This window comes from Pirellulaceae bacterium (genome assembly GCA_019636385.1).
Taxonomy (GTDB): domain Bacteria; phylum Planctomycetota; class Planctomycetia; order Pirellulales; family Pirellulaceae; genus Aureliella.
The window spans coordinates 126,742-149,523 of record JAHBXT010000005.1 but is presented as its reverse complement, the minus strand read 5'-3'; the positions used below and the strand labels follow the sequence as shown (position 1 = coordinate 149,523).

General features: G+C 55.0%; 5 protein-coding genes. 3 read left to right on the top strand and 2 right to left on the bottom strand.

The features are described 5' to 3' along the window. Window position 1 precedes the first annotated feature (1 nt). Window positions 2-3,271, top strand: coding sequence for a protein kinase (locus KF752_18225; GenBank protein MBX3423496.1), 3,270 nt, complete (start codon window positions 2-4; stop codon window positions 3,269-3,271). A 75-nt stretch (window positions 3,272-3,346) separates the two neighbouring features. Here KF752_18225 and KF752_18220 read toward each other — a convergent pair whose 3' ends face one another. Then, on the bottom strand, window positions 3,347-4,126 hold the full coding sequence (locus tag KF752_18220; GenBank protein MBX3423495.1) for a hypothetical protein: 780 nt from the start codon (window positions 4,124-4,126) through the stop codon (window positions 3,347-3,349). Between the two features lie 239 nt (window positions 4,127-4,365). Continuing rightward, the gene (locus tag KF752_18215; GenBank protein ID MBX3423494.1) at window positions 4,366-5,097 is read right to left on the bottom strand and encodes an HTH domain-containing protein; all 732 of its coding nucleotides are present in this window, start codon (window positions 5,095-5,097) and stop codon (window positions 4,366-4,368) included. Between the two features lie 694 nt (window positions 5,098-5,791). On the opposite strand from KF752_18215, the gene KF752_18210 reads away from it, so the two are divergent. After that, a complete protein-coding gene (locus KF752_18210; GenBank protein MBX3423493.1) occupies window positions 5,792-6,427 on the top strand; it encodes a helix-turn-helix transcriptional regulator in 636 nt (211 codons plus the stop codon). A gap of 298 nt (window positions 6,428-6,725) precedes the next feature. Further along, entirely contained in the window at window positions 6,726-22,721 is a 15,996-nt protein-coding gene (locus KF752_18205; protein MBX3423492.1) for a VCBS domain-containing protein, read from the top strand. Window positions 22,722-22,782 lie beyond the last annotated feature (61 nt).

The following is a 22,782-nucleotide window of genomic DNA, read 5'->3' as shown; positions in this document are numbered from 1 at the left end:
TATGAACCCACTTTCAGACTCGACGAAGTACGGACCACAGCCGAACGAACTGCCCCTGACGCAACCAGCTGGGGTGTCTACGGCAGGTCTCTCCAGCTCGCCGCAGGACATCCAGTGGGACAAGCTGGCCACCAACAGGTTTCAACCACAGGCGCTGCTGGGTCGCGGTGGCTTTGCCATGGTTTATCGCGCGTATGATCAGAAACTGCGTCGCGATGTCGCGCTGAAGATTCCCCACGTATCCTGGGCCAATGATCGATCGGCGCGAAAATGGATGCAACGTGAGGGGCTGGCGACTGCCGCGCTACAGCATGATCATATCGTCCGGCTGCATGATTTCGAGGTCACCGATGAGGCTTGCTATCTAGTCTCTGACTTGGTCGACGGATTTCCGCTGTCGCAATGGATCGAACGACATGCCGACGGTTGTGAGCCTCGTCAGGCTGCGGAAATCACTCTGTACATTGCACAGGCTCTGGCCCATGCGCATTCGAAACGTGTCCTGCATCGGGATATCAAGCCCGCCAACATCTTGCTGGATGTAAAAAATAACGTCGGCCAGTTGCCATTTTCGCCTCGGCTGGCAGATTTCGGTTTGGCCACTGCGCCTTCGCAAGAGTCGCTATCCCATTCAGCGCAGGGACTGATAGGGTCGGTGCATTACATGCCTCCCGAAGTTGTAAAGGGCACCTCAGAGGGCTACACCGTTCAAGGCGATATCTATGCGCTGGGGATCGTTCTGCGTGAGATGCTGACCGGTCAGCGTGCAGCCTGTGGCGCAAGCTATAGCGAAATTCTATATCAGATAGTACACGGCGACCTTGCCGATCTTGGCCGCTGCACAAAAGTACCGCGTGATCTGGTGGCCATCTGCATGCGGGCGACAGACATTAACCCCCATCGGCGTTATGCCTCCGCCGATTTGTTTGCACAAGACTTGGAGAATTTTCTGGAAGGACGCAACGTTCGTGCCAGAACACCGAACGTCGTCGAGCGGGGTTGGCGCTGGAGCCGACGTCATCCTGCGATCGCTACGACAAGTATATTGATAATGATTGCGGTCATTGTTTTCATATCTTTGTTGGTCATCCACGAACAACGCATGAGCAGGCTGAACGCCTTGCTGGACAAACAGAATGCGAATTTGGCAGCCGCCCTACAGAATTCTCAGGCTGCCCGCTGGCACAATGAACAAATTATCTATGCTCAGGACATGGCTCGAGCCTCCGAAGAATTTAAACGTGGTGACCTGCGCAGCGTACGAGCCATTTTGGAACATTATCAATCGGATCAGCCATTGCACGTGCATCGCGATATTGATTGGCACATGCTCACCAAGGATATTCAGAAATACAGGCCTCAACGGCTCTGGCAGGCACCTCACGCACTGTACGCAGGTTGTTTCAGTGCAGATGGACGTACCCTGTTTTCAGCTGGAGCATCTTCACAAATCACGGCTCTGGATGTGGCCACGGGGTTAGTCCAGTCACAATGGGATAGCCAACAGCGTGAAATCAACTGCTTACTGCTCAATTCGGACCAGTGCGTACTGTGGTCGACCGGTGATGACGGGACGGTCTGCGCCTGGGATTGCAATAGCCATCAACTTATTTGGAAAACACTCGCTTTCGCGCCGGGTAACGAAGCACATGAGCTGATCTATCTGGAGGAATTAGACCGATTAGTGGTTCACGGCCGCAGCGATGATCTGAGCTTTTTGGCGGCGCAAGATGGGCGCCTACTGACCGAATTGCCGCCTGTTTCAGGAAAGGTCGCGACCATCGCTAGCCTACCCGACGGGCGTCATTTTCTGGCAGGCAATCGACACGAACAACTGTTCCGCATCGACGGTACCGACATGAGGGTAGTCCAGGAGTTGCCACTCGGCACCAAGTCCCTCCCCAGAACGCCTGAAGTCTCCACACGTGTCATCAAGGTCAGCCCAGACGGGCGGTGGGCCTTGGTAGTTTCCAATCGGAATGTGGTGTTTTTGGTGGACCTTAAAGATTTCAGCCTAACGGATGCCGCTGGGTATCCAGAATCCATACGAAACGTTTGTTTTGTCGGTATGGCCAAGCATACCCAGACTGCCGAAAATCGTCATTTCTGGGTCATCTCCAGATCGGGAGTTTTTTGGGAATACAAGATCACTGAGCGGAGCAGGCTGTCTGTGCAAGGCAATTGGAGCGTTACCGATGAACGCATTTTTTCTGCAATCACTCAACCAACCGTTCAGGATCAACAGGTGTTCACCCTGGGTGCTGACGGTAACGTATTTCAATGGTCCAATTCGGGACCAGTTTGGCAGTTTGTATCCCCACTTATCCACGGGCAAAGACACTGCCATTTGCTGCTTGCCGGTCAGCCATTAGACAACCAGCCGACAAATTGCCTGTTCTTTCAAAGCAACCATGACTCCCTAGACATCTTCAGTCAGTCTCACCCAGGCATCAATCTGTACGTCAGAACTCGCAATGCTGCTCTGTGCATAGTACCAGGCGCGGGACTGTACGCGATCGAACAGCCAAACCTCGCTCGTTTCGTTTCTTGGTCAGCTTTGGACCAAGCCCTGAAGACCGCCCGGCCCAGCATCGAGCCCCAGCCAACTGAACTGGACTGGCAAGATTGGTCGTTGCCGTATCGCGCGGATGAATTTTCAGAATCTGAAAACCATCTCCGCCTAGTAGGATCGGACGAGGGACAGTGGCTAGCTGGCTGGGATGCCCAGGCGTCTGTCGTGTGGTGCACGCCACCTGGTCGGTCTGATCTAGCCATCACCACTAGTGCCGACGAAGTCGGCTTGATTTGGTTCGAACCGAACAGTCAGTGCTGTTGGTATGTCGCCAAACATCGCGAAATCTATCGCTGGAAATTTGCCGATGGCAGCCCACCAGAACATATTACCACGCTTCGCAATTTGCCGGCCAAAGATCTTGCAATTTCGCCTGACAAGAATCTGCTGGCCATCATGTGTGATGATGAGTGCTGTTTTCTATATAATCTCAACGAGAAAAAAATCGTAAAGCAATTCATTCATACGGAACGACTCAGAGATGTTACCTTCTCTGCCACTGGAAAAACTCTTATTGCGCTAAGTGAGTATGGCCGCGTTGTCTGCTGGAATCTTGCCAGCGGCCGTCAGACCTACGAGCAGCATTATCAAAACCATCAGGATCAACCAGTCCTTGGCGGATTCTCACGGTACCGTCTGTATTTGGTTCGCAGCTGGGACGACGGCAACGGCTGGAGGATAGAGCAATTGACAGAATGATGGACTGAAATGGCTCAGACCGGGTCTGTCCGTGACCAACTTGAATTGTCTGTGATCAATTTCCAACCCGTGTGTCTATTGCTGAAAAAACTGCAGTTTCCGGCCTGCGATTTCGACGGTTACTGGCAGATAATACGACTGATGTGAACCCGGTGGATATTCACCGCCGTTAACCTTCATTCTGCCGCAGGGACTGGTATTAACTACCTGACATTGATTGAGCGACTGGCGAATGATCAGAGCATGCTGTCGCGAGACTCCGTGCTGATCATTGTCCACCATGATCAATCGCCTCCGCCCTGGCAATACGAAGGTATCTCGCGGCTCTTCAAACGCGCGGCGACCAATCGATAGCGGAGTCTTCACCGCGACCATCGACTTCGATTGGCTGGTGGCGGTTAGCGAATCGCCATTTTCGACCAGTCGCACATATAGCAGCGACAATTCGTCTAAGCTATTTCGCAGGCGCTTTTCCAGGTCTTCGATTTCCGGAAACCGCTCAACAAATGTGGAAATCAACGGCGGATTGCCCCAGCGGCTGCGCGACATGAACTCTGATTCAATCAATTGCCAGCGCGCGGCCAACGAATCACCCAGCTCTGGATTCTCCTGCAAATAGGTCTCTACCGCTCGTGGTCGTCGATCGCGCCAGTCAATTCCGGCCTCGGCAGTCATCTCACTGGGACCGGCCAAACGCCAACGCCACTCTGAATCCGCAGCCAGCAACTCGGCCAGCTCTTCGGCTTCGCACAGCTGCTGACATTCCTGAAGTAACCGCTGCGAAACCATAGGTGCACGCTGCTTCCAAGCCGAATCAATTTCGCTGAGCCTGGCCATTTGAGTACTGAAGGACATTTTGTCACCAACCCTGTCTTTACATAAATCTTCCCAAGCCACACCGGTAGCTACGTTGGCCAGAACGTGAAGGTTGCTACCCCCGCCAGAATTTGGCCCCCAAAAACCCGACAATTAAACTTCCTAACCCGCTGCAGCCGTCAGGGACGACCAGTGTCCACTCGACTTCGACCCTGGACTCTCAACTTGTTTGTCGTCTGCACTTGATCACCTAATTTCACCACTTCAATTCTTATGACTCAATTCTTTTGACCTTGTTGGCACTGGAGCCTACCCCACATCTGCTCAATCTCGCGAATCTGTCGCTGGATTGTGCGAATACTGACTTTCAGCAAATCTGCAATCTCGCCAGTGCTGCGGTTCTCCAAGCGCAACAGCACAATCCGCTGGGCTGTCTCGTCGGGCAAAGCCTGCAGCAGCGCCTCTAGCATCTCGCTAAATAGCAGATCGTCGATCGGGTCGGTACCCTTGTTGTCGACAATCTGCTGAGTCAAATTGACCGTGCCCAGCTGACCATCAGAACTACTTTCCCAGCCGCTGTCAGTGGCCACATCGTAACTGACGGTAGTAACCTGTCCGCCACGCTTCTGCGCAAATCGGTGCTTGGCCACATCGTTGATGTGTCGTAGAGTCACTACTTTGATTAGATTCCACACCTTATTCACATCGCTCAGTTCCAACAGAGGCGAACGAATCTTGTGGCAGATGAAATCCTGCAAGGCTTCAGACGTTAGATCGCTATCCTCGTCGACCAATCGCGGAATCGAAGCGATGCGACTGCCAACGACCAACTTCAGCCGCGGATAGTAATACCTCCACAACTCGCCGATAGCCTCATCCCGTGTCGAATCATCGCTCCTAGCTGCCAGATGAAGCAGCTCTCGCAAGCGTGTTTCGGAAATGTGATTGGCATCTAACATATTCAACTCTTGCAATTTTTTAGGCTGGGACCAGCGGGCCTTTGCAAACATGCGCTCAATATCCGCAGCATTTTCCAAAGGCAACCAGATCGCTCATATGCAGCCAGTCTAGCCCCGAGCCGGCCTACCAACTACGCCAGTAGGTTTTGACGCGACGCGAACCAACACACCATACGCTTTCACTGGACTCTGGCAGCTCTGCCACCTGCGCGCGACAGCCATCGCATTGACTCCTACCATTCCATGGAAATTTCAATCGAACAGACGACACGCCGCAGCCAGCTACGACAGCCGCTTATCAGCCAGCACCTTGAACCTGCATTCGGATGTACACCTCCGAATTAACGGTAGCCTGGCGAGTCATCTGGATATGCCTGTCGCCCTCCACCGTCCGTTTAAGAACACCGGTCGCGCTCAGCAGAATCGTTAACTTTAGAGAATCTGTCGCAGGTCGCACAGAAAACTCCATTGTTACTGGTAGCGTCCTTTGGTGACTTGCGTTGTTGGAGCACTCCCGCAGCGTAACCACTGGCTCACCGCCACGAGTTCCGTGTCAGTTGGACGGTTTGCGCTGTCCGTACCGTACTCAGAGGTCAGTGGAGTCACGCGCTGGACCTACCAGCGCCGGTACAGGGCATTGACCTTGTACCGGCGACTGGATTGCTCTTCCGTCGACTGCGTGTAGCTACGCTCGCCAGAGCGTGGTGCGTAGATCCGGGATTGTTCTCATGGGGGCCAAAGGGGCATGTCAGGATTTCGCATTCAGGGCGACAGGCTGCGACGATATCGCATTCAGGCCATGTTGACCCAGGAACAACTTGCGCAGTTGGCCGACTGCTCCGACCGTGTGGTGCGCAAGGCCGAGGCGGGTGGCTCGCTACGTTTCGAGACGATCGAGCTACTGGCGGCGTCGCTGTCGGGTCGTGGTGTAGCTGTCACAGCCGATGATTTGATTGGCGACAATCTGATGCTCGCTAGGCAGTTCATTGGAGCCTTTGATCGCCATGGGACCTGTCTGTTGCAGCACTTTAACTGCTTGGCCAAGGGCTTTCAACTGATCGTCGCTGGCTCTCGCGATCGAATTCCCTTTGCCGGTGCCTGGCGCGGCGCCAAGGGGCTGCAGCAATACCTGGACCAATTCTATGCGGTTTGCAGCCGTCGAGCCGGCAGGATTCGCCCCTCCTTTTTAGAGGCAGATAACCAAGTTGTGTCTCATTTTGTGGACACCTGGCAACTAGGTAACGAAAGACTGGCCGAAATGTGGGTGATTGTGCATTTCACTTATCGTTCCGGTCAGATCGTTGGAATTCAACTGCGTTATGACACTGAGCCCGTCTGCCAAGCCTTAGCCAGGCAGCAGCTGCGCATGAAGGCGCTATAACCGTTATTCCTGTTTTGTTCCTGTTCAGCGTTACAGTCCGGTTTAGTATTCTCAAATTCGCGTAGGTCTGTTTGGGCGTAAGGGCAAGTCTTGACGGCGGTTATTGGCTTGTCACCTGCGTGAGCACTGTGGCGTTGGGCAGCCCGTTATCCTTGGGATTTCGGCAGCCTCAGGCCCGTTGGTGCGAAAGCGTGTTGCTGTGTGGTTGGGTGTTAGTGGCCTGGTCTACCAGTTCAATATGCCGCGTTTTTTCATAGATATATCTTGCTTTGTAATACTTACTTGAGGTGAATGACACATGATCCGCCAATCCCACCGAGATCACGCGAAGTCGCAGGCCCGTTTGGCACGAGTTAAGGACAAGCTGCAGCGACTGCGCCAGCGCGTTCAGCGTAGCCAAATACTATTTTGGCAGCGACGTCAGGCTCGGCTTGCTTGGTGGCAGCGCGCCTTCCGTACTCCGATGTCCGGTGGCCGCTGGTTATTTGCCCGCGCCAAATCGCTATGGTCGGCTGTGCTTACTCTGTTGGGATTGTCGCCAGCCGGCTGCGGTCGGGGGCGCAACGCACGTCGCGATAAACCTCGCTTCCGCCGAAGCTACTACCGTGGCTTGCTCGTGAGCGAGATGCTTGAGCAGCGGCAACTGCTGGCAGTCACTGATGTAGCAGCACTCCTGGGTGCTCATGGTTGGAAGTCGGATGATACCAGGGATATCGCTGGCTCTGATCTAGTTGGTTCTTTGCTGACAAACGCTGGTGATGTTGGTGTGACGCCATCGACTGCCCATGACCAAGCCATTCTTCAGCAGGTACGAATTGTCAATGCGCCGGCCGGTTCGGCGTTTCCAGGGGCCTTGCTAGTAGATGGGACGTCGAGCAACAGTGGTAAATCAACCGCAAGTGTTGTCGATACAGCAAGTGGTTTCGCTCCAGCATCGGATTTAGTCCAACCCGAGTTCGGTGCTACTTACAGTTGGTATGGACAGCCGGATCCCACCTCTCGTACGGTTGCATTTCGTATTGGGGTTCAAAGCGCAGCGTGGGCAATCTCTCAAGCTTCGTTTACGGCTACTCGATCTGGTGAATCCGCCTGGGACCTAGTGTTAGTTCATGTACCGGCAAGTTCAGATAACGCCTGGTCCACAGTATCCGTAGATCAGGACAGCGGAAATTGGTTCTTGTATGGTCAAGCGGGTAACCCTAATTGGACAGGGATCGCAGGTTCCACTCCGCCTGGCGGTTTAACTTCCAAGACGCTGGATGACTGGAATGCTGATGCCACCTGGGGTCCAATTCTCTTTGGTGCTGGATCAAAAGTCACTAGCGTTCAGTTCGGGCTTGGATCATCTCAACGGCAGTCGATTGGCTACGTCGACTATCTGCAGACCTCGATTCTGAATGGTGGTGATCGCATCGACTTCGGCGGCGGACCCAAGGTGGTGGTTCCCGGTCTGGCTGCACTTAGCATTACAGTCGATGGCGACAATTCCACATCAATCACCAGTGGTGATATCGTAGAAGGCGTTAGTCCTGTGCCGGGCACGTACCGCACCTACGGGGTGAACGTATTCTCGTCAATCCAGTCGGCCATCGATGCGGCCCAGCCCGGCGAGACAATTCAATTGATGCCGGGAACTTACAACGAGAATCTAACGGTCAACAAAGCACTAACGATTACCGGTCCCAATGCCGGGGTAGCCGGTTCAGGCAGCCGATCCGCTGAGGCTTCCATTACCGGTTGGGTGGATGTGACATCCAGCGCGGGAGTGGTCTTTGATGGTTTAGAGTTTCGCGCATTATCGACCCCCACCGGTAGTCCCGATGGCGTCAATTCAAAGCTCAGCTTGCGCGGCGGTAGCAATCATCAAGTAAAGAACTCGATTTTCTACAGCAACGTGGCTGGTGGCCCCAATGCCGTGAGCCTGCGGGCGCTGATGGTGACCACTGCGGTGACGGGGCCTGTGAGCGTAGAGAGCAATCTCTTTACCGGCTTGTCAAGCGGCAAATACGATACCGCCGCCTGGCATCGTAGCGTGTGGAGCGATGTGGGGAACATCACCATCGATGGCAACACCTTCAACAGTACCCGCACGGCCATTAACCTGGAGAACGGTGCGTCGAGTTCAATAGTCAATAATAATTTCGCGTTGGCAGGTTCAGGTATTTCACTCGCCGCTAACCCGAACTTCACTTTCACGGGCAATCATTTCAATGATGTTGATACAGACATCAATGGCCAGAATACCACTACCAGCATGACGCTGAGTTTTGTTGGAAATACGGTTGAGTCTGGACAGGTTGTTACCATTCTGGGTGGCTCTGCCAGTGACAATATCACCGGGCATCCCACCGCGCCCAACTTCATTCGCGGCGGCGGTGGCGATGATACAATTACCGGCGGGTCTGGACCTGACACGGCGATTTACACCGGCAGCGCTGCAGCCTATACCGCGTCCGCCTCGTCCGTGACTGGGCCAGAGGGTACGGATACGTTATCCGGGATCGACATTGTTCGTTTCACAGATGGTATTCTGCTGCCGGTAGCCGGTCAGGACAATACGTTCGATGTGACGGTTAGTCCGACGACGATTTCTGTGTCGGTAGACGCTGTGGCAGTGGCGACTTATTCTACCGGCATGGCTAGTCAATTGGTGCTCGATGGCGGAGGAGGTAGTGATACGTTCAACGTTGTGTTGCAAGCCGGTGCCGTTCTGCCGGTCGCCGGTATGCTGATCGCCGGTGGAGTTGCCGATAACGATACGCTGAACATTACCGGAGCACCTGCTGGTAATGCTGTTTTCAACTACACCAATGCCAACGATGGTAGCGTAGCCGTGCCAGGTGTGGGAACGATCCACTACACCGGTCTCGATCCGTTGTCCTATACCAGCCTGGGCGGCACGTTGACCTTCAACTTCACTGCGGGCAATGATGATATCGCAGTTTCAACCAGCGGTGCAGATTTGGTTCTCAGCGGTGCAACGATTGAGACCACCAATGTCAATTTGACCGGCATCACCGCCATTGTGTTCAATAACGGTGGCGGCACGGACAAAGTAACCATTAACAACAGCTTGTCACAGAATGTAACGTTCAACGTGGCTGAAGTCGAACTGAATGCTCCCATTACCGGAACGGTCACAGGAACAGCTTCACTGGTGACGGTCAACAATGGCGGCGTGATCCAAAACGGCGTGAATGCAGCTGCAGCCGGTGCTCAGATCAATGTTGGCAACGGGACGTTTGTCGAAGATGTTAACGTGAACAAGGTTGGCTTAACCATCTCCGGTGCTGGCTCCGGTTCAACGACCATTAGCGGCGCGATTGGCGGCGATGGCGCAACGGTTCGAATTAACGCTAATAACGTTACGATCGAAGATGTTCGTATCACAAGGGAAGGCAATAACGCGACCGATTGGAACAACGTTGGTCTCAACTTTGCCGGTGTGGCTGTCATCGGTCCATCGATAACGGGCATGACCATCCAACGTACATTGATCGACGGAAATCGAACCGGTATCGATATCAATAATTCATCGGGACATACGATCGTCAACAACACGATTACCAACAATCGTACCGGCATGCTGATGCGCAACCAGACTAACAATCTTGTAGTCGAAAATAATTTCATCACAAACAACTGGACAACGGGAGTCCTGTTTATCGATGGCAGCGGAGGAACCAACACTCCACCACAGCAGGCATCGAATTCTTCGTTCCGGTTTAATGACATCAGTGGTAACTGGTATGCGCAGGTGGAGGATCGTCAGTCAGGAGGCTCGCTGCCCTCTCCAGGCACGAATCTCAAGAATTTCTCCGCCAACTGGTTTGGAGCCGTCACGCCATCGGTCAGCACTGTTGAGGCCGGTGAGCCGGGTTACGCAGCCCAGATTCCGGTGGTTTTTGGTGGCACAGCGACTCCTCCTGCGCCCGGTCCAGGGCTGGAGCACATTCGCGGCAGCGCATCGGCCAACATCGACTATAGTCCCACGCTGGCTTCCGGTGCTGACACCAGTATTTCAGCTGGCTTCCAGCCTGACATGTCACATCTATTGACTCATGCAGCCAGCCCACAAGTCGGTTCAGCTGGTAAGATTCAAGAAGCCATCAACTTGCTGGCCAATGGTAGCTTGACCGGTGGTGCTCGCTTGGTTGAAGTTACCGCTGGCACCTATGACGAAGTGTTTGAAGTCAATAAGTCAGCGACAATTGACGGAACGGGTGCGGTAAACATCGTCCGTACGACGGGTGCTCAACAGATTATCGCCACCGTCAACGCCACCAACGTGACGATCCGCGATTTGAATATCCAAGTCAATCAGAGCAACAACGGCTCCGGTCAACCAATCGCCCCCGTGGGTATCGGTGCCACACCAGCTACGACGCTAAATTTTGATGGCTTGGTACTGCATAACAACACGATCTCCTCAATCGGAGATGCCCCAGCTAATTGGTCGGGCAGCCCCCCCGGTCTGTCCGTGCGCGGTGCGGGCATTGTGCTGTACGATAGCCCATCCGGTGGAATTCCATCTGTCACGCTTACCGACAACAACGTCAACATTTCGAGCGGTACCAGCTTCTTCCAGCGTGCTGTCTGGTTGGCTCAGCTCAATGCGACCGTCACCGGCAACATCTTTGCGGGTGCCGCCAACGACCTGATCTTCCAGTTCCCGTCAGGCGCATCATCGCTGATCGATGATAATGAATTTAATGGTGCTCACATCACCGGTGGTGGTGGACTATTGATTGGTGATCCCAACTCTGGAGCGCCAGTAACCGTCAGTAACAACGAATTCAATCCATCGCTGCTGGTGGCGTCCAGCATACCGCGTACCTCGCTACTGGTTAATCGCAATACGGCGGTGGGCTCGGCAATAGTGATCTCGGGCAATACGTTCAACGACAGCGTGACCGCCATTGATATTGGTGGTGCTCGAGATGTGTCGGTTACGGGCAACACATTTAATGCCAAGGCGAATTTGACGGCCGATAGTTTGGCGTTCACCCATGTTCGCGTCGATTCACAAACCGCTAGCTTGAATGGCTCGACGCTTACTCCCATCAACACCACGATAGACGGTAACATCTTTGAAGGTGCATCAGGATCGAGCGGAACCGCAATCGCCGTGTTTAATAATTTGGTCGGCAGCAATTTCACCGGTGTAACCATCGGTGGAACGACGGATAACACCTACAACAACACTGGAATTACCACCGGGGTGCAGGTCAGTGGCGGTGTGGTCAATGTCCAGGACAACGTTGCGAATACGACCACAGCTATTTCGGCAACTGCAGGCACCACGAATCTATCTGCCAGTAGCTTGTCGAATAACACGACCGGCATTTCCGCCAGCGGTACGGCTAACTTGAATATTGGGTCTGGCAATTCCATCGCCGGCGGCACTACCGGCCTGAGCCTCTCGGGGGCCTCCGTGGCGATAACAGGCAATACGCTGAGCGACCTGAGCTTCAGTGGTCAGTCTGGCAATTACATTACCCTAGCTAGCAGTGCTCTGGACAACCTGGAGATCAACGGCACCAGCGCCAGCTTTGATGGCCAGACGGGAGCCACCGCGACTCTGGCTGAGAATTTTGATATCGAAGACAAGATTACACACGGCACGGACGATCTGTCGCTTGGTTTTGTAAGAGTCAAGGCGGGGAATGTCTTCGTGACTATAGACAGTGGTAGTGTGCAGCGAGGCATCGATGTTGCTGTGGCAACTGACGAAGTTCATGTGAAAGCAGGAACGTATAACGAAAATGTTACTCTGAATAAGTCGCTGAGTTTGCTAGGAGCGAATGAGGCGATAGATGCAGTCACCGGAACTCGCGTCGGCGAGTCGATTGTTTCTCCGGGAGCTGGAGCAGCCTTAACATTTTCCAATCTATCTGCTTACGATGCGGTTGTGCGAGGCTTTGAGTTCAAAGCCTCCGTGGGCGGTAATTTTAACGCAGTGACCGGAGTTTGGAATATCGATTTCGTGAATAATCGGTCGATCGACAGTGCGGGGAACGCGCTAGCGATCGATCTGGGGCTGGCTGGCGTGACTGTCAATGTCACTGCTTCAGGCAACTTGATTTCCAACGCTGGCAGCAATGCGCTGCAGTTGAACGGCGCAGCGGGCGCTAGCCTCAATATTGATATTCAGAGCAACAAGATCGACACCACCGTCAATGCAGGGATCAACACCTCTAGCTTGGCTTCAGCGACGATTAGCGGGAATGAAATTGAAAACACCGGTCAGCAAGCTATTCAAGTGGCTGGTGCAAACACTGGCACTCTGACGATCAACGGTAATACAATCACCAATGCCAATACAAGCGCCGCGCTCAACCGTGGTGGCATTCGAATTAGTAGTGGAACGTTTACAGCCACTGCCCTCATTGTTACCAACAATGCGATCACTGGCTCACTTAACGGATTTATTACCACCGCGACAACTAATAGTTCTCCAATGATATTGACTGGCAATACTTTTACCAGCCAGTCGGGAGCCTATATTGCGTTTGCTACTGGCGCTGTTGGTTTTATTGATGCGACCGGTGGGAACACCTATGATGGAGTCTTAAGTGGCACCGCTAGTACAGCGCAGCTCTATGCAATCGAAGACAAGGTCAATCATTCGATAGACAATTCAACCCTGGGATTCGCTCGCGTGAAAGCCGGTAATGTTTACGTCACGCCAAATAGTTTCTTGTCACCGGCAACAACCACACCAAGTGTTCAGCGAGCTATCGATGCAGCTACTTCCGGAGACACGGTACACGTTCAAGCAGGCAGTACCTACACTGGTGGTGCAAGTGCAGATGCCAAGTCGATTACGTTATCCGTGGGCAGCAGCCCCGCTCAGGTTATCATCGACGGTGATTTGGTCCTGGACAGCAACGATACACTGCTCATCGAAGTGGATACACCATCGCTGCCATCCGGTTACGACAATTTGATTGTCAACGGAACGGTGGACATCACTGGCGCCACTTTGAGCTTGGTTGAAAACTATGTCCCGGTACATGGCGACAATTTGACAATTGTCGACAACGATTTGGCGGATGCAGTCACGGGCGAATTCGCAAATACTGAGGTCAATTTGGCGGCCCGTCCGGCGGCCAAGTCGATCACGGGCACCAAGTGGGATGTCAACTACGGTGGCGGCAGCGGTAATGATGTCGTACTGACCTACGACGACGATGCTGACGTCGGTAGCGATTTGAATCTAACAGTCCCAGCCATCAACAATGCCAACCAAACCGCAGTTCCGTTCACGCTAATTGGATTGGATAATGATGCCGAAGCGACGCTTTCATTTACTGACGGATTTACCACAGTAACTCTGTATAACGTGATTTCCAGCGGCACGGTCGATCTTTCTGCCTTCCCCGACGGCACGAATCACATCACGGTCACCATGTCAGTGGTTGATAACGTAGGTAATACGGCTGCGATTACTCCGTTCTCGATCAGCAAGGACATCATTGTTCCACTGGCTCCAGTAGTTGTTTCTATCACTACCGATACTGGTCTAAGCAGCACCGATGGCAAGACCAGCGACAATACGCTGTTTTTCAATGGCACGGCGGAGGCTGGTAGCACTGTTGCGGTCTATAGCGGTATGACTCTACTCGGTACAACGCTGACTAACGGCCTTGGCAATTGGTCATTCGACTACACCGGGACAGTGATCCTGGATGGTTCCTACGGCATAACGGCCACGGCTACCGATGATGCCAATAACACGAGTCCGTTCTCCGCGATGTTCCTGTTAACTGTCGAGACCATCGCGCCTGAGATCCTGACCTCTACTGGACCAGGTGCGATTGTCGAACCGCTTAGCCCAACTGGATCGAGTGTTCATAACGGTACGATCACGTACATGGACTATCAGTTGGTTCAGCCTTCGGTCACGCTGGGCGTTCAGACACAGACCTTCAGCCCGGCTTATGCCGGACCGCCGATCGGAATTTTAGGTAGTTTCGGCTTCAGCGACAGCTTTAACTCGCTAACTGGCGAAGGAACGGTGGACTGGACCTTCACCGTCTCGAATGCCTTGATTGATTTTTTGGCTGTAGGCCAAGTTATGACCCGCACGCGCGTCTTGACGCTGACCGATGGCAACAACCCGTTAAAAACCGATACCTACACGCTGACGGTGACCATCACCGGCACCAACGACGCGCCGGTAGTCAGTGTGATCTCTCCGACCAACCTCAACGAGCAGACCGATCTGCTGCCAATCAATGCATCGATCCCTGTTGCATTTACCGATGTCGACTTAATCGACATCGGCCACACGGCCAGCATTACTGGGGTGACACCAAGCGGTGTAACGGGCGGATTTACTCTAAATGATCCCGCGCTCATTGCGCTAGTCACCCCTGGTGTAGTCACCAAGGCCAGCGGCTCCACATCGGGTTCGGTCACTTTAGACTTCACCGCCCCCTACACCGCCTTTAACTATCTAGCCACTAGCGAAGTTCTAACACTCACCTACACGCTAGCGATTAACGACGGCGAAGCTCTTAACAACATCGGCACTCGAACATTTGTCGTTACTATTACCGGCAGCAACGATGAGCCGGTGATCAGTGTAGACATGGGTGACAGCGATGCCGAGACGCTGGCCGAGACCAACAGTGGTCTGACGGTCGGCGGGACGCTGAGCGTCGAAGACCTGGATGTCACCGACGAAGTCGATGTGACGGTGCTGTCGGTCGTCGAGTCGGGTGACGTCAGTGGTATTGCCAATGCGACCTTGTTGGCCATGTTGACCGCCGGAGTCAATCCGGTGATCGACAACGCCTCGACCACGGGAGCCATCTCCTGGACGTTCGACAGCGGTCTGGAGGCCTTCGACTACCTGGCGGTAGGCCAGAGCCTGATACTGACTTACACGCTGGAAGTAGAGGACAGCCAAGGGGCTACCGACCAGATCGAAGTCACCATTACCATCACGGGCAGCAACGATGAGCCGGTGATCAGTGTAGACATGGGTGACAGCGATGCCGAGACGCTGGCCGAGACCAACAGTGGTCTGACGGTCGGCGGGACGCTGAGCGTCGAAGACCTGGATGTCACCGACGAAGTCGATGTGACGGTGCTGTCGGTCGTCGAGTCGGGTGACGTCAGTGGTATTGCCAATGCGACCTTGTTGGCCATGTTGACCGCCGGAGTCAATCCGGTGATCGACAACGCCTCGACCACGGGAGCCATCTCCTGGACGTTCGACAGCGGTCTGGAGGCCTTCGACTACCTGGCGGTAGGCCAGAGCCTGATACTGACTTACACGCTGGAAGTAGAGGACAGCCAAGGGGCTACCGACCAGATCGAAGTCACCATTACCATCACGGGCAGCAACGATGAGCCGGTGATCAGTGTAGACATGGGTGACAGCGATGCCGAGACGCTGGCCGAGACCAACAGTGGTCTGACGGTCGGCGGGACGCTGAGCGTCGAAGACCTGGATGTCACCGACGAAGTCGATGTGACGGTGCTGTCGGTCGTCGAGTCGGGTGACGTCAGTGGTATTGCCAATGCGACCTTGTTGGCCATGTTGACCGCCGGAGTCAATCCGGTGATCGACAACGCCTCGACCACGGGAGCCATCTCCTGGACGTTCGACAGCGGTCTGGAGGCCTTCGACTACCTGGCGGTAGGCCAGAGCCTGATACTGACTTACACGCTGGAAGTAGAGGACAGCCAAGGGGCTACCGACCAGATCGAAGTCACCATTACCATCACGGGCAGCAACGATGAGCCGGTGATCAGTGTAGACATGGGTGACAGCGATGCCGAGACGCTGGCCGAGACCAACAGTGGTCTGACGGTCGGCGGGACGCTGAGCGTCGAAGACCTGGATGTCACCGACGAAGTCGATGTGACGGTGCTGTCGGTCGTCGAGTCGGGTGACGTCAGTGGTATTGCCAATGCGACCTTGTTGGCCATGTTGACCGCCGGAGTCAATCCGGTGATCGACAACGCCTCGACCACGGGAGCCATCTCCTGGACGTTCGACAGCGGTCTGGAGGCCTTCGACTACCTGGCGGTAGGCCAGAGCCTGATACTGACTTACACGCTGGAAGTAGAGGACAGCCAAGGGGCTACCGACCAGATCGAAGTCACCATTACCATCACGGGCAGCAACGATGAGCCGGTGATCAGTGTAGACATGGGTGACAGCGATGCCGAGACGCTGGCCGAGACCAACAGTGGTCTGACGGTCGGCGGGACGCTGAGCGTCGAAGACCTGGATGTCACCGACGAAGTCGATGTGACGGTGCTGTCGGTCGTCGAGTCGGGTGACGTCAGTGGTATTGCCAATGCGACCTTGTTGGCCATGTTGACCGCCGGAGTCAATCCGGTGATCGACAACGCCTCGACCACGGGAGCCATCTCCTGGACGTTCGACAGCGGTCTGGAGGCCTTCGACTACCTGGCGGTAGGCCAGAGCCTGATACTGACTTACACGCTGGAAGTAGAGGACAGCCAAGGGGCTACCGACCAGATCGAAGTCACCATTACCATCACGGGCAGCAACGATGAGCCGGTGATCAGTGTAGACATGGGTGACAGCGATGCCGAGACGCTGGCCGAGACCAACAGTGGTCTGACGGTCGGCGGGACGCTGAGCGTCGAAGACCTGGATGTCACCGACGAAGTCGATGTGACGGTGCTGTCGGTCGTCGAGTCGGGTGACGTCAGTGGTATTGCCAATGCGACCTTGTTGGCCATGTTGACCGCCGGAGTCAATCCGGTGATCGACAACGCCTCGACCACGGGAGCCATCTCCTGGACGTTCGACAGCGGTCTGGAGGCCTTCGACTACCTGGCGGTAGGCCAGAGCCTGATACTGACTTACACGCTGGAAGTAGAGGACAGCCAAGGGGCTACCGACCAGATCGAAGTCACCATTACCATCACGGGCAGCAACGATGAGCCGGTGATCAGTGTAGACATGGGTGACAGCGATGCCGAGACGCTGGCCGAGACCAACAGTGGTCTGACGGTCGGCGGGACGCTGAGCGTCGAAGACCTGGATGTCACCGACGAAGTCGATGTGACGGTGCTGTCGGTCGTCGAGTCGGGTGACGTCAGTGGTATTGCCAATGCGACCTTGTTGGCCATGTTGACCGCCGGAGTCAATCCGGTGATCGACAACGCCTCGACCACGGGAGCCATCTCCTGGACGTTCGACAGCGGTCTGGAGGCCTTCGACTACCTGGCGGTAGGCCAGAGCCTGATACTGACTTACACGCTGGAAGTAGAGGACAGCCAAGGGGCTACCGACCAGATCGAAGTCACCATTACCATCACGGGCAGCAACGATGAGCCGGTGATCAGTGTAGACATGGGTGACAGCGATGCCGAGACGCTGGCCGAGACCAACAGTGGTCTGACGGTCGGCGGGACGCTGAGCGTCGAAGACCTGGATGTCACCGACGAAGTCGATGTGACGGTGCTGTCGGTCGTCGAGTCGGGTGACGTCAGTGGTATTGCCAATGCGACCTTGTTGGCCATGTTGACCGCCGGAGTCAATCCGGTGATCGACAACGCCTCGACCACGGGAGCCATCTCCTGGACGTTCGACAGCGGTCTGGAGGCCTTCGACTACCTGGCGGTAGGCCAGAGCCTGATACTGACTTACACGCTGGAAGTAGAGGACAGCCAAGGGGCTACCGACCAGATCGAAGTCACCATTACCATCACGGGCAGCAACGATGAGCCGGTGATCAGTGTAGACATGGGTGACAGCGATGCCGAGACGCTGGCCGAGACCAACAGTGGTCTGACGGTCGGCGGGACGCTGAGCGTCGAAGACCTGGATGTCACCGACGAAGTCGATGTGACGGTGCTGTCGGTCGTCGAGTCGGGTGACGTCAGTGGTATTGCCAATGCGACCTTGTTGGCCATGTTGACCGCCGGAGTCAATCCGGTGATCGACAACGCCTCGACCACGGGAGCCATCTCCTGGACGTTCGACAGCGGTCTGGAGGCCTTCGACTACCTGGCGGTAGGCCAGAGCCTGATACTGACTTACACGCTGGAAGTAGAGGACAGCCAAGGGGCTACCGACCAGATCGAAGTCACCATTACCATCACGGGCAGCAACGATGAGCCGGTGATCAGTGTAGACATGGGTGACAGCGATGCCGAGACGCTGGCCGAGACCAACAGTGGTCTGACGGTCGGCGGGACGCTGAGCGTCGAAGACCTGGATGTCACCGACGAAGTCGATGTGACGGTGCTGTCGGTCGTCGAGTCGGGTGACGTCAGTGGTATTGCCAATGCGACCTTGTTGGCCATGTTGACCGCCGGAGTCAATCCGGTGATCGACAACGCCTCGACCACGGGAGCCATCTCCTGGACGTTCGACAGCGGTCTGGAGGCCTTCGACTACCTGGCGGTAGGCCAGAGCCTGATACTGACTTACACGCTGGAAGTAGAGGACAGCCAAGGGGCTACCGACCAGATCGAAGTCACCATTACCATCACGGGCAGCAACGATGAGCCGGTGATCAGTGTAGACATGGGTGACAGCGATGCCGAGACGCTGGCCGAGACCAACAGTGGTCTGACGGTCGGCGGGACGCTGAGCGTCGAAGACCTGGATGTCACCGACGAAGTCGATGTGACGGTGCTGTCGGTCGTCGAGTCGGGTGACGTCAGTGGTATTGCCAATGCGACCTTGTTGGCCATGTTGACCGCCGGAGTCAATCCGGTGATCGACAACGCCTCGACCACGGGAGCCATCTCCTGGACGTTCGACAGCGGTCTGGAGGCCTTCGACTACCTGGCGGTAGGCCAGAGCCTGATACTGACTTACACGCTGGAAGTAGAGGACAGCCAAGGGGCTACCGACCAGATCGAAGTCACCATTACCATCACGGGCAGCAACGATGAGCCGGTGATCAGTGTAGACATGGGTGACAGCGATGCCGAGACGCTGGCCGAGACCAACAGTGGTCTGACGGTCGGCGGGACGCTGAGCGTCGAAGACCTGGATGTCACCGACGAAGTCGATGTGACGGTGCTGTCGGTCGTCGAGTCGGGTGACGTCAGTGGTATTGCCAATGCGACCTTGTTGGCCATGTTGACCGCCGGAGTCAATCCGGTGATCGACAACGCCTCGACCACGGGAGCCATCTCCTGGACGTTCGACAGCGGTCTGGAGGCCTTCGACTACCTGGCGGTAGGCCAGAGCCTGATACTGACTTACACGCTGGAAGTAGAGGACAGCCAAGGGGCTACCGACCAGATCGAAGTCACCATTACCATCACGGGCAGCAACGATGAGCCGGTGATCAGTGTAGACATGGGTGACAGCGATGCCGAGACGCTGGCCGAGACCAACAGTGGTCTGACGGTCGGCGGGACGCTGAGCGTCGAAGACCTGGATGTCACCGACGAAGTCGATGTGACGGTGCTGTCGGTCGTCGAGTCGGGTGACGTCAGTGGTATTGCCAATGCGACCTTGTTGGCCATGTTGACCGCCGGAGTCAATCCGGTGATCGACAACGCCTCGACCACGGGAGCCATCTCCTGGACATTCGACAGCGGTCTGGAAGCCTTCGACTACCTAGCGGTAGGCCAGAGCCTGATACTAACTTACACGCTGCAGGTCAGCGACGGCAACGGCGGCTTTGACACGCAGACGGTCGTGATCACGATCAACGGCAGCAACGATGCACCGGTAGCTGTGGACGACGTGTACAGCACGGCGGTGAATTCATTACTGAATATTCCAGCCGTGCTGGGTGTGCTGTCCAACGATTCGGACGTCGATGGTCCGTCGGTCAGTGTGACTGAGGTAAATGGATCGCCAGCGGCGATTGGCGTACCTGTTCCACTGACCTACGGAACACTGGTCATGCAGGCTAACGGCTCCTTCCTCTATCTGCCGAATTTGAATGCGTATGGCCTTGAGACGTTTACGTATACGATTAGTGATGGAAGCCTGACCGATACGGGCACGGTGTTCCTGACTATCGTGGCCGCCAATCATCCGCCGATCGCGATCGGTGATTTGGTATCCACAACCAAGAACACCGCCAGCGCTACCTTTAATGTTCTGGCTAATGATTTTGATCCTAACCTAGATACTTTAACCATCGTTTCGGTCAATGGTGGAGCGTTAGTTGGTAGTCTGCCGCTTCCTAGCGGGGCAACGCTGGACTACAACTTCTTCACCGAGTTGTTCGTCTACACCCCAGCTTCTAATTTCGTCGGTTTGGACAGCTTCAGCTATGTGATCACCGACGGTAATGGTGGCTACTCAGGTGCGATGGTACTGGTTAACGTGTTAGCTCCAGCCAACACCGCACCGGTCTTCACCAGCCCGATAGCGTTCAATGTGGCGGAGAATACGACAGCGGTTGGTACGCTGACGGCCACAGATGCGGATCTGCCAGCCCAGATACTGACCTATGGCATCAGCGGCGGAGCGGATGCTGCCAAGTTCTCGATCAACCCGGTAACGGGAGCCTTGAGCTTCATCGCGGCACCTGACTTTGAGAATCCAGGTAGCGCCGCCTCTACCAACGTTTATTCGGTGACCGTACAGGTGACTGACGGCGTGACAATAACCACCCAGAACCTGCTGATTACGGTGACGGATGCCAACGACAATCCTGTAGCAGTCAATGACTTTGCGTCAGGAGTCAGCACCGGCGTACTGGCCTTTGGCGTACTGGGCAACGACACTGATCAAGATGTGCCTGCTCAGACGTTGACTATTACACACGTCAACGGAACTCCAGTCAGCAATGGCAGCTCTCTAGTATTGGCTCTCGGAACTTTGGATGTCACGTCGGTGACCAGTTTGGTATCGAACTTCAATTTCACGCCAACTGCTGGTGGCACGCAGACGTTTACCTACACCATTTCCGATGGCAATGGCGGAACCTCGATGGCCACGGTGACGCTGTCGATCGCGGTGGGCAATATTGCACCAACAGCGGTGGACGATGTCTATGGAGTAGCACCGCTGTTCTTTGAAGACACCGTACTGACAGGCAATGTCCTGGCTAACGACACCGATCCGGATGATCCAGTACTAACCTCAGTACTGCTGACAACTCCAGCCAATGGTTCGGTTGTATTGCTGGCCAATGGTGACTTTACCTACACGCCGAATGCAAATTTCGCGGGTGTAGATAGCTTCACCTACCGAGTACTGGATGGTCGGGGAGGCATAGATGTTGGCACGGTGACCATCACGGTGACCAATGTCAATGATGCTCCGAGCGGCAGCGACAATACGATCAATCTGACGGAAACACCGGATGTTCCATCAACCGGCTATGCGTTTACTGCAGCTGACTTTGGATTTACCGATCCTAATGACAGCCCAGCCAACGTCTTAGATGCGGTCAGGATTACCACTTTGGCTACGTCCGGCCAGATTCGATTGAGCGGTGTGCCAGTGACAGTGGGCCAAGTGATCTCAGTTGCAGATATCAATCTCGGCAACCTTGAGTTCTTCGCGGCGACGAATGTCTTTGGTGCGGCGGTCAGTAGCTTTACGTTCCAAGTGATTGACGATGGCGGAACAGCCAACGGTGGAGTCGATGAGGATCCGACGCCGAACACCATCACGTTGAATGTGGCGTCAACGGATACCACAGCTCCGCGTGTCTCGGCGATCTATGTCAATTCGACTTTGTGGACCAACACCTTCCGAGATTTTGTCGATAATCCAACGCCTGGCGTTCTGCCACTTGACGGACAGGGCGTAGGCTACAAAGTCTCCAAGGGAGCCACGCAGACCGCTATCCTGCCGTGGATCAATATCAACCAGATTTTGGTCAAGTTCGATTCCAATGTCGGAGCGAGCCTCGGCATCAGCGACTTTGTGATCACCGGCGTTCCCGGTACACGGGCTGACGGAGCGACCGGTTCGATCCCGATCGTCGAGTCTATCAGTTATGACTCGTTGACGAACATTGCGACGTTGACGTTGAACCAGTCGATGGATCCATCTGTGCTGACTTTAACGGTTTTGTCCAGTGGAGTGCACGACATATCCGGCAATGCGCTGGATGGCGAATGGGTCACGAACTCCAGCACCTTGTCCGGAGATGGAATCGCTGGTGGTGACCTAGCCTTCGTCATGCATGTGTTGCCAGGCGATGTCAATCGTGACGGCACAGTGGCCACGGCTGATTCGGATGCGATACCTGGCACGCGGTTCTATACCAGTGGACTGTACACAATTTATGGCGACTTGGATGGCAGCAATGTTATCAATGCGGTGGATCGAGACGCCGTTACAAAGCGATTGACCGCCAAATTGTAGGCAAGGTGATAGCAGTTAAGTAAAAACTATGTACAATTAGGACGTGGCGGCTTGGCCTGGC

Coding starts and splice junctions, on each gene's coding strand:
- KF752_18215 (MBX3423494.1), bottom strand. CDS start 5,097: ATGTTTGCAAAGGCCCGCTGGTCCCAGCCTAAAAAATTGCAAGAGTTG.
- KF752_18205 (MBX3423492.1), top strand. CDS start 6,726: ATGATCCGCCAATCCCACCGAGATCACGCGAAGTCGCAGGCCCGTTTG.
- KF752_18225 (MBX3423496.1), top strand. CDS start 2: ATGAACCCACTTTCAGACTCGACGAAGTACGGACCACAGCCGAACGAA.
- KF752_18220 (MBX3423495.1), bottom strand. CDS start 4,126: ATGTCCTTCAGTACTCAAATGGCCAGGCTCAGCGAAATTGATTCGGCT.
- KF752_18210 (MBX3423493.1), top strand. CDS start 5,792: ATGTCAGGATTTCGCATTCAGGGCGACAGGCTGCGACGATATCGCATT.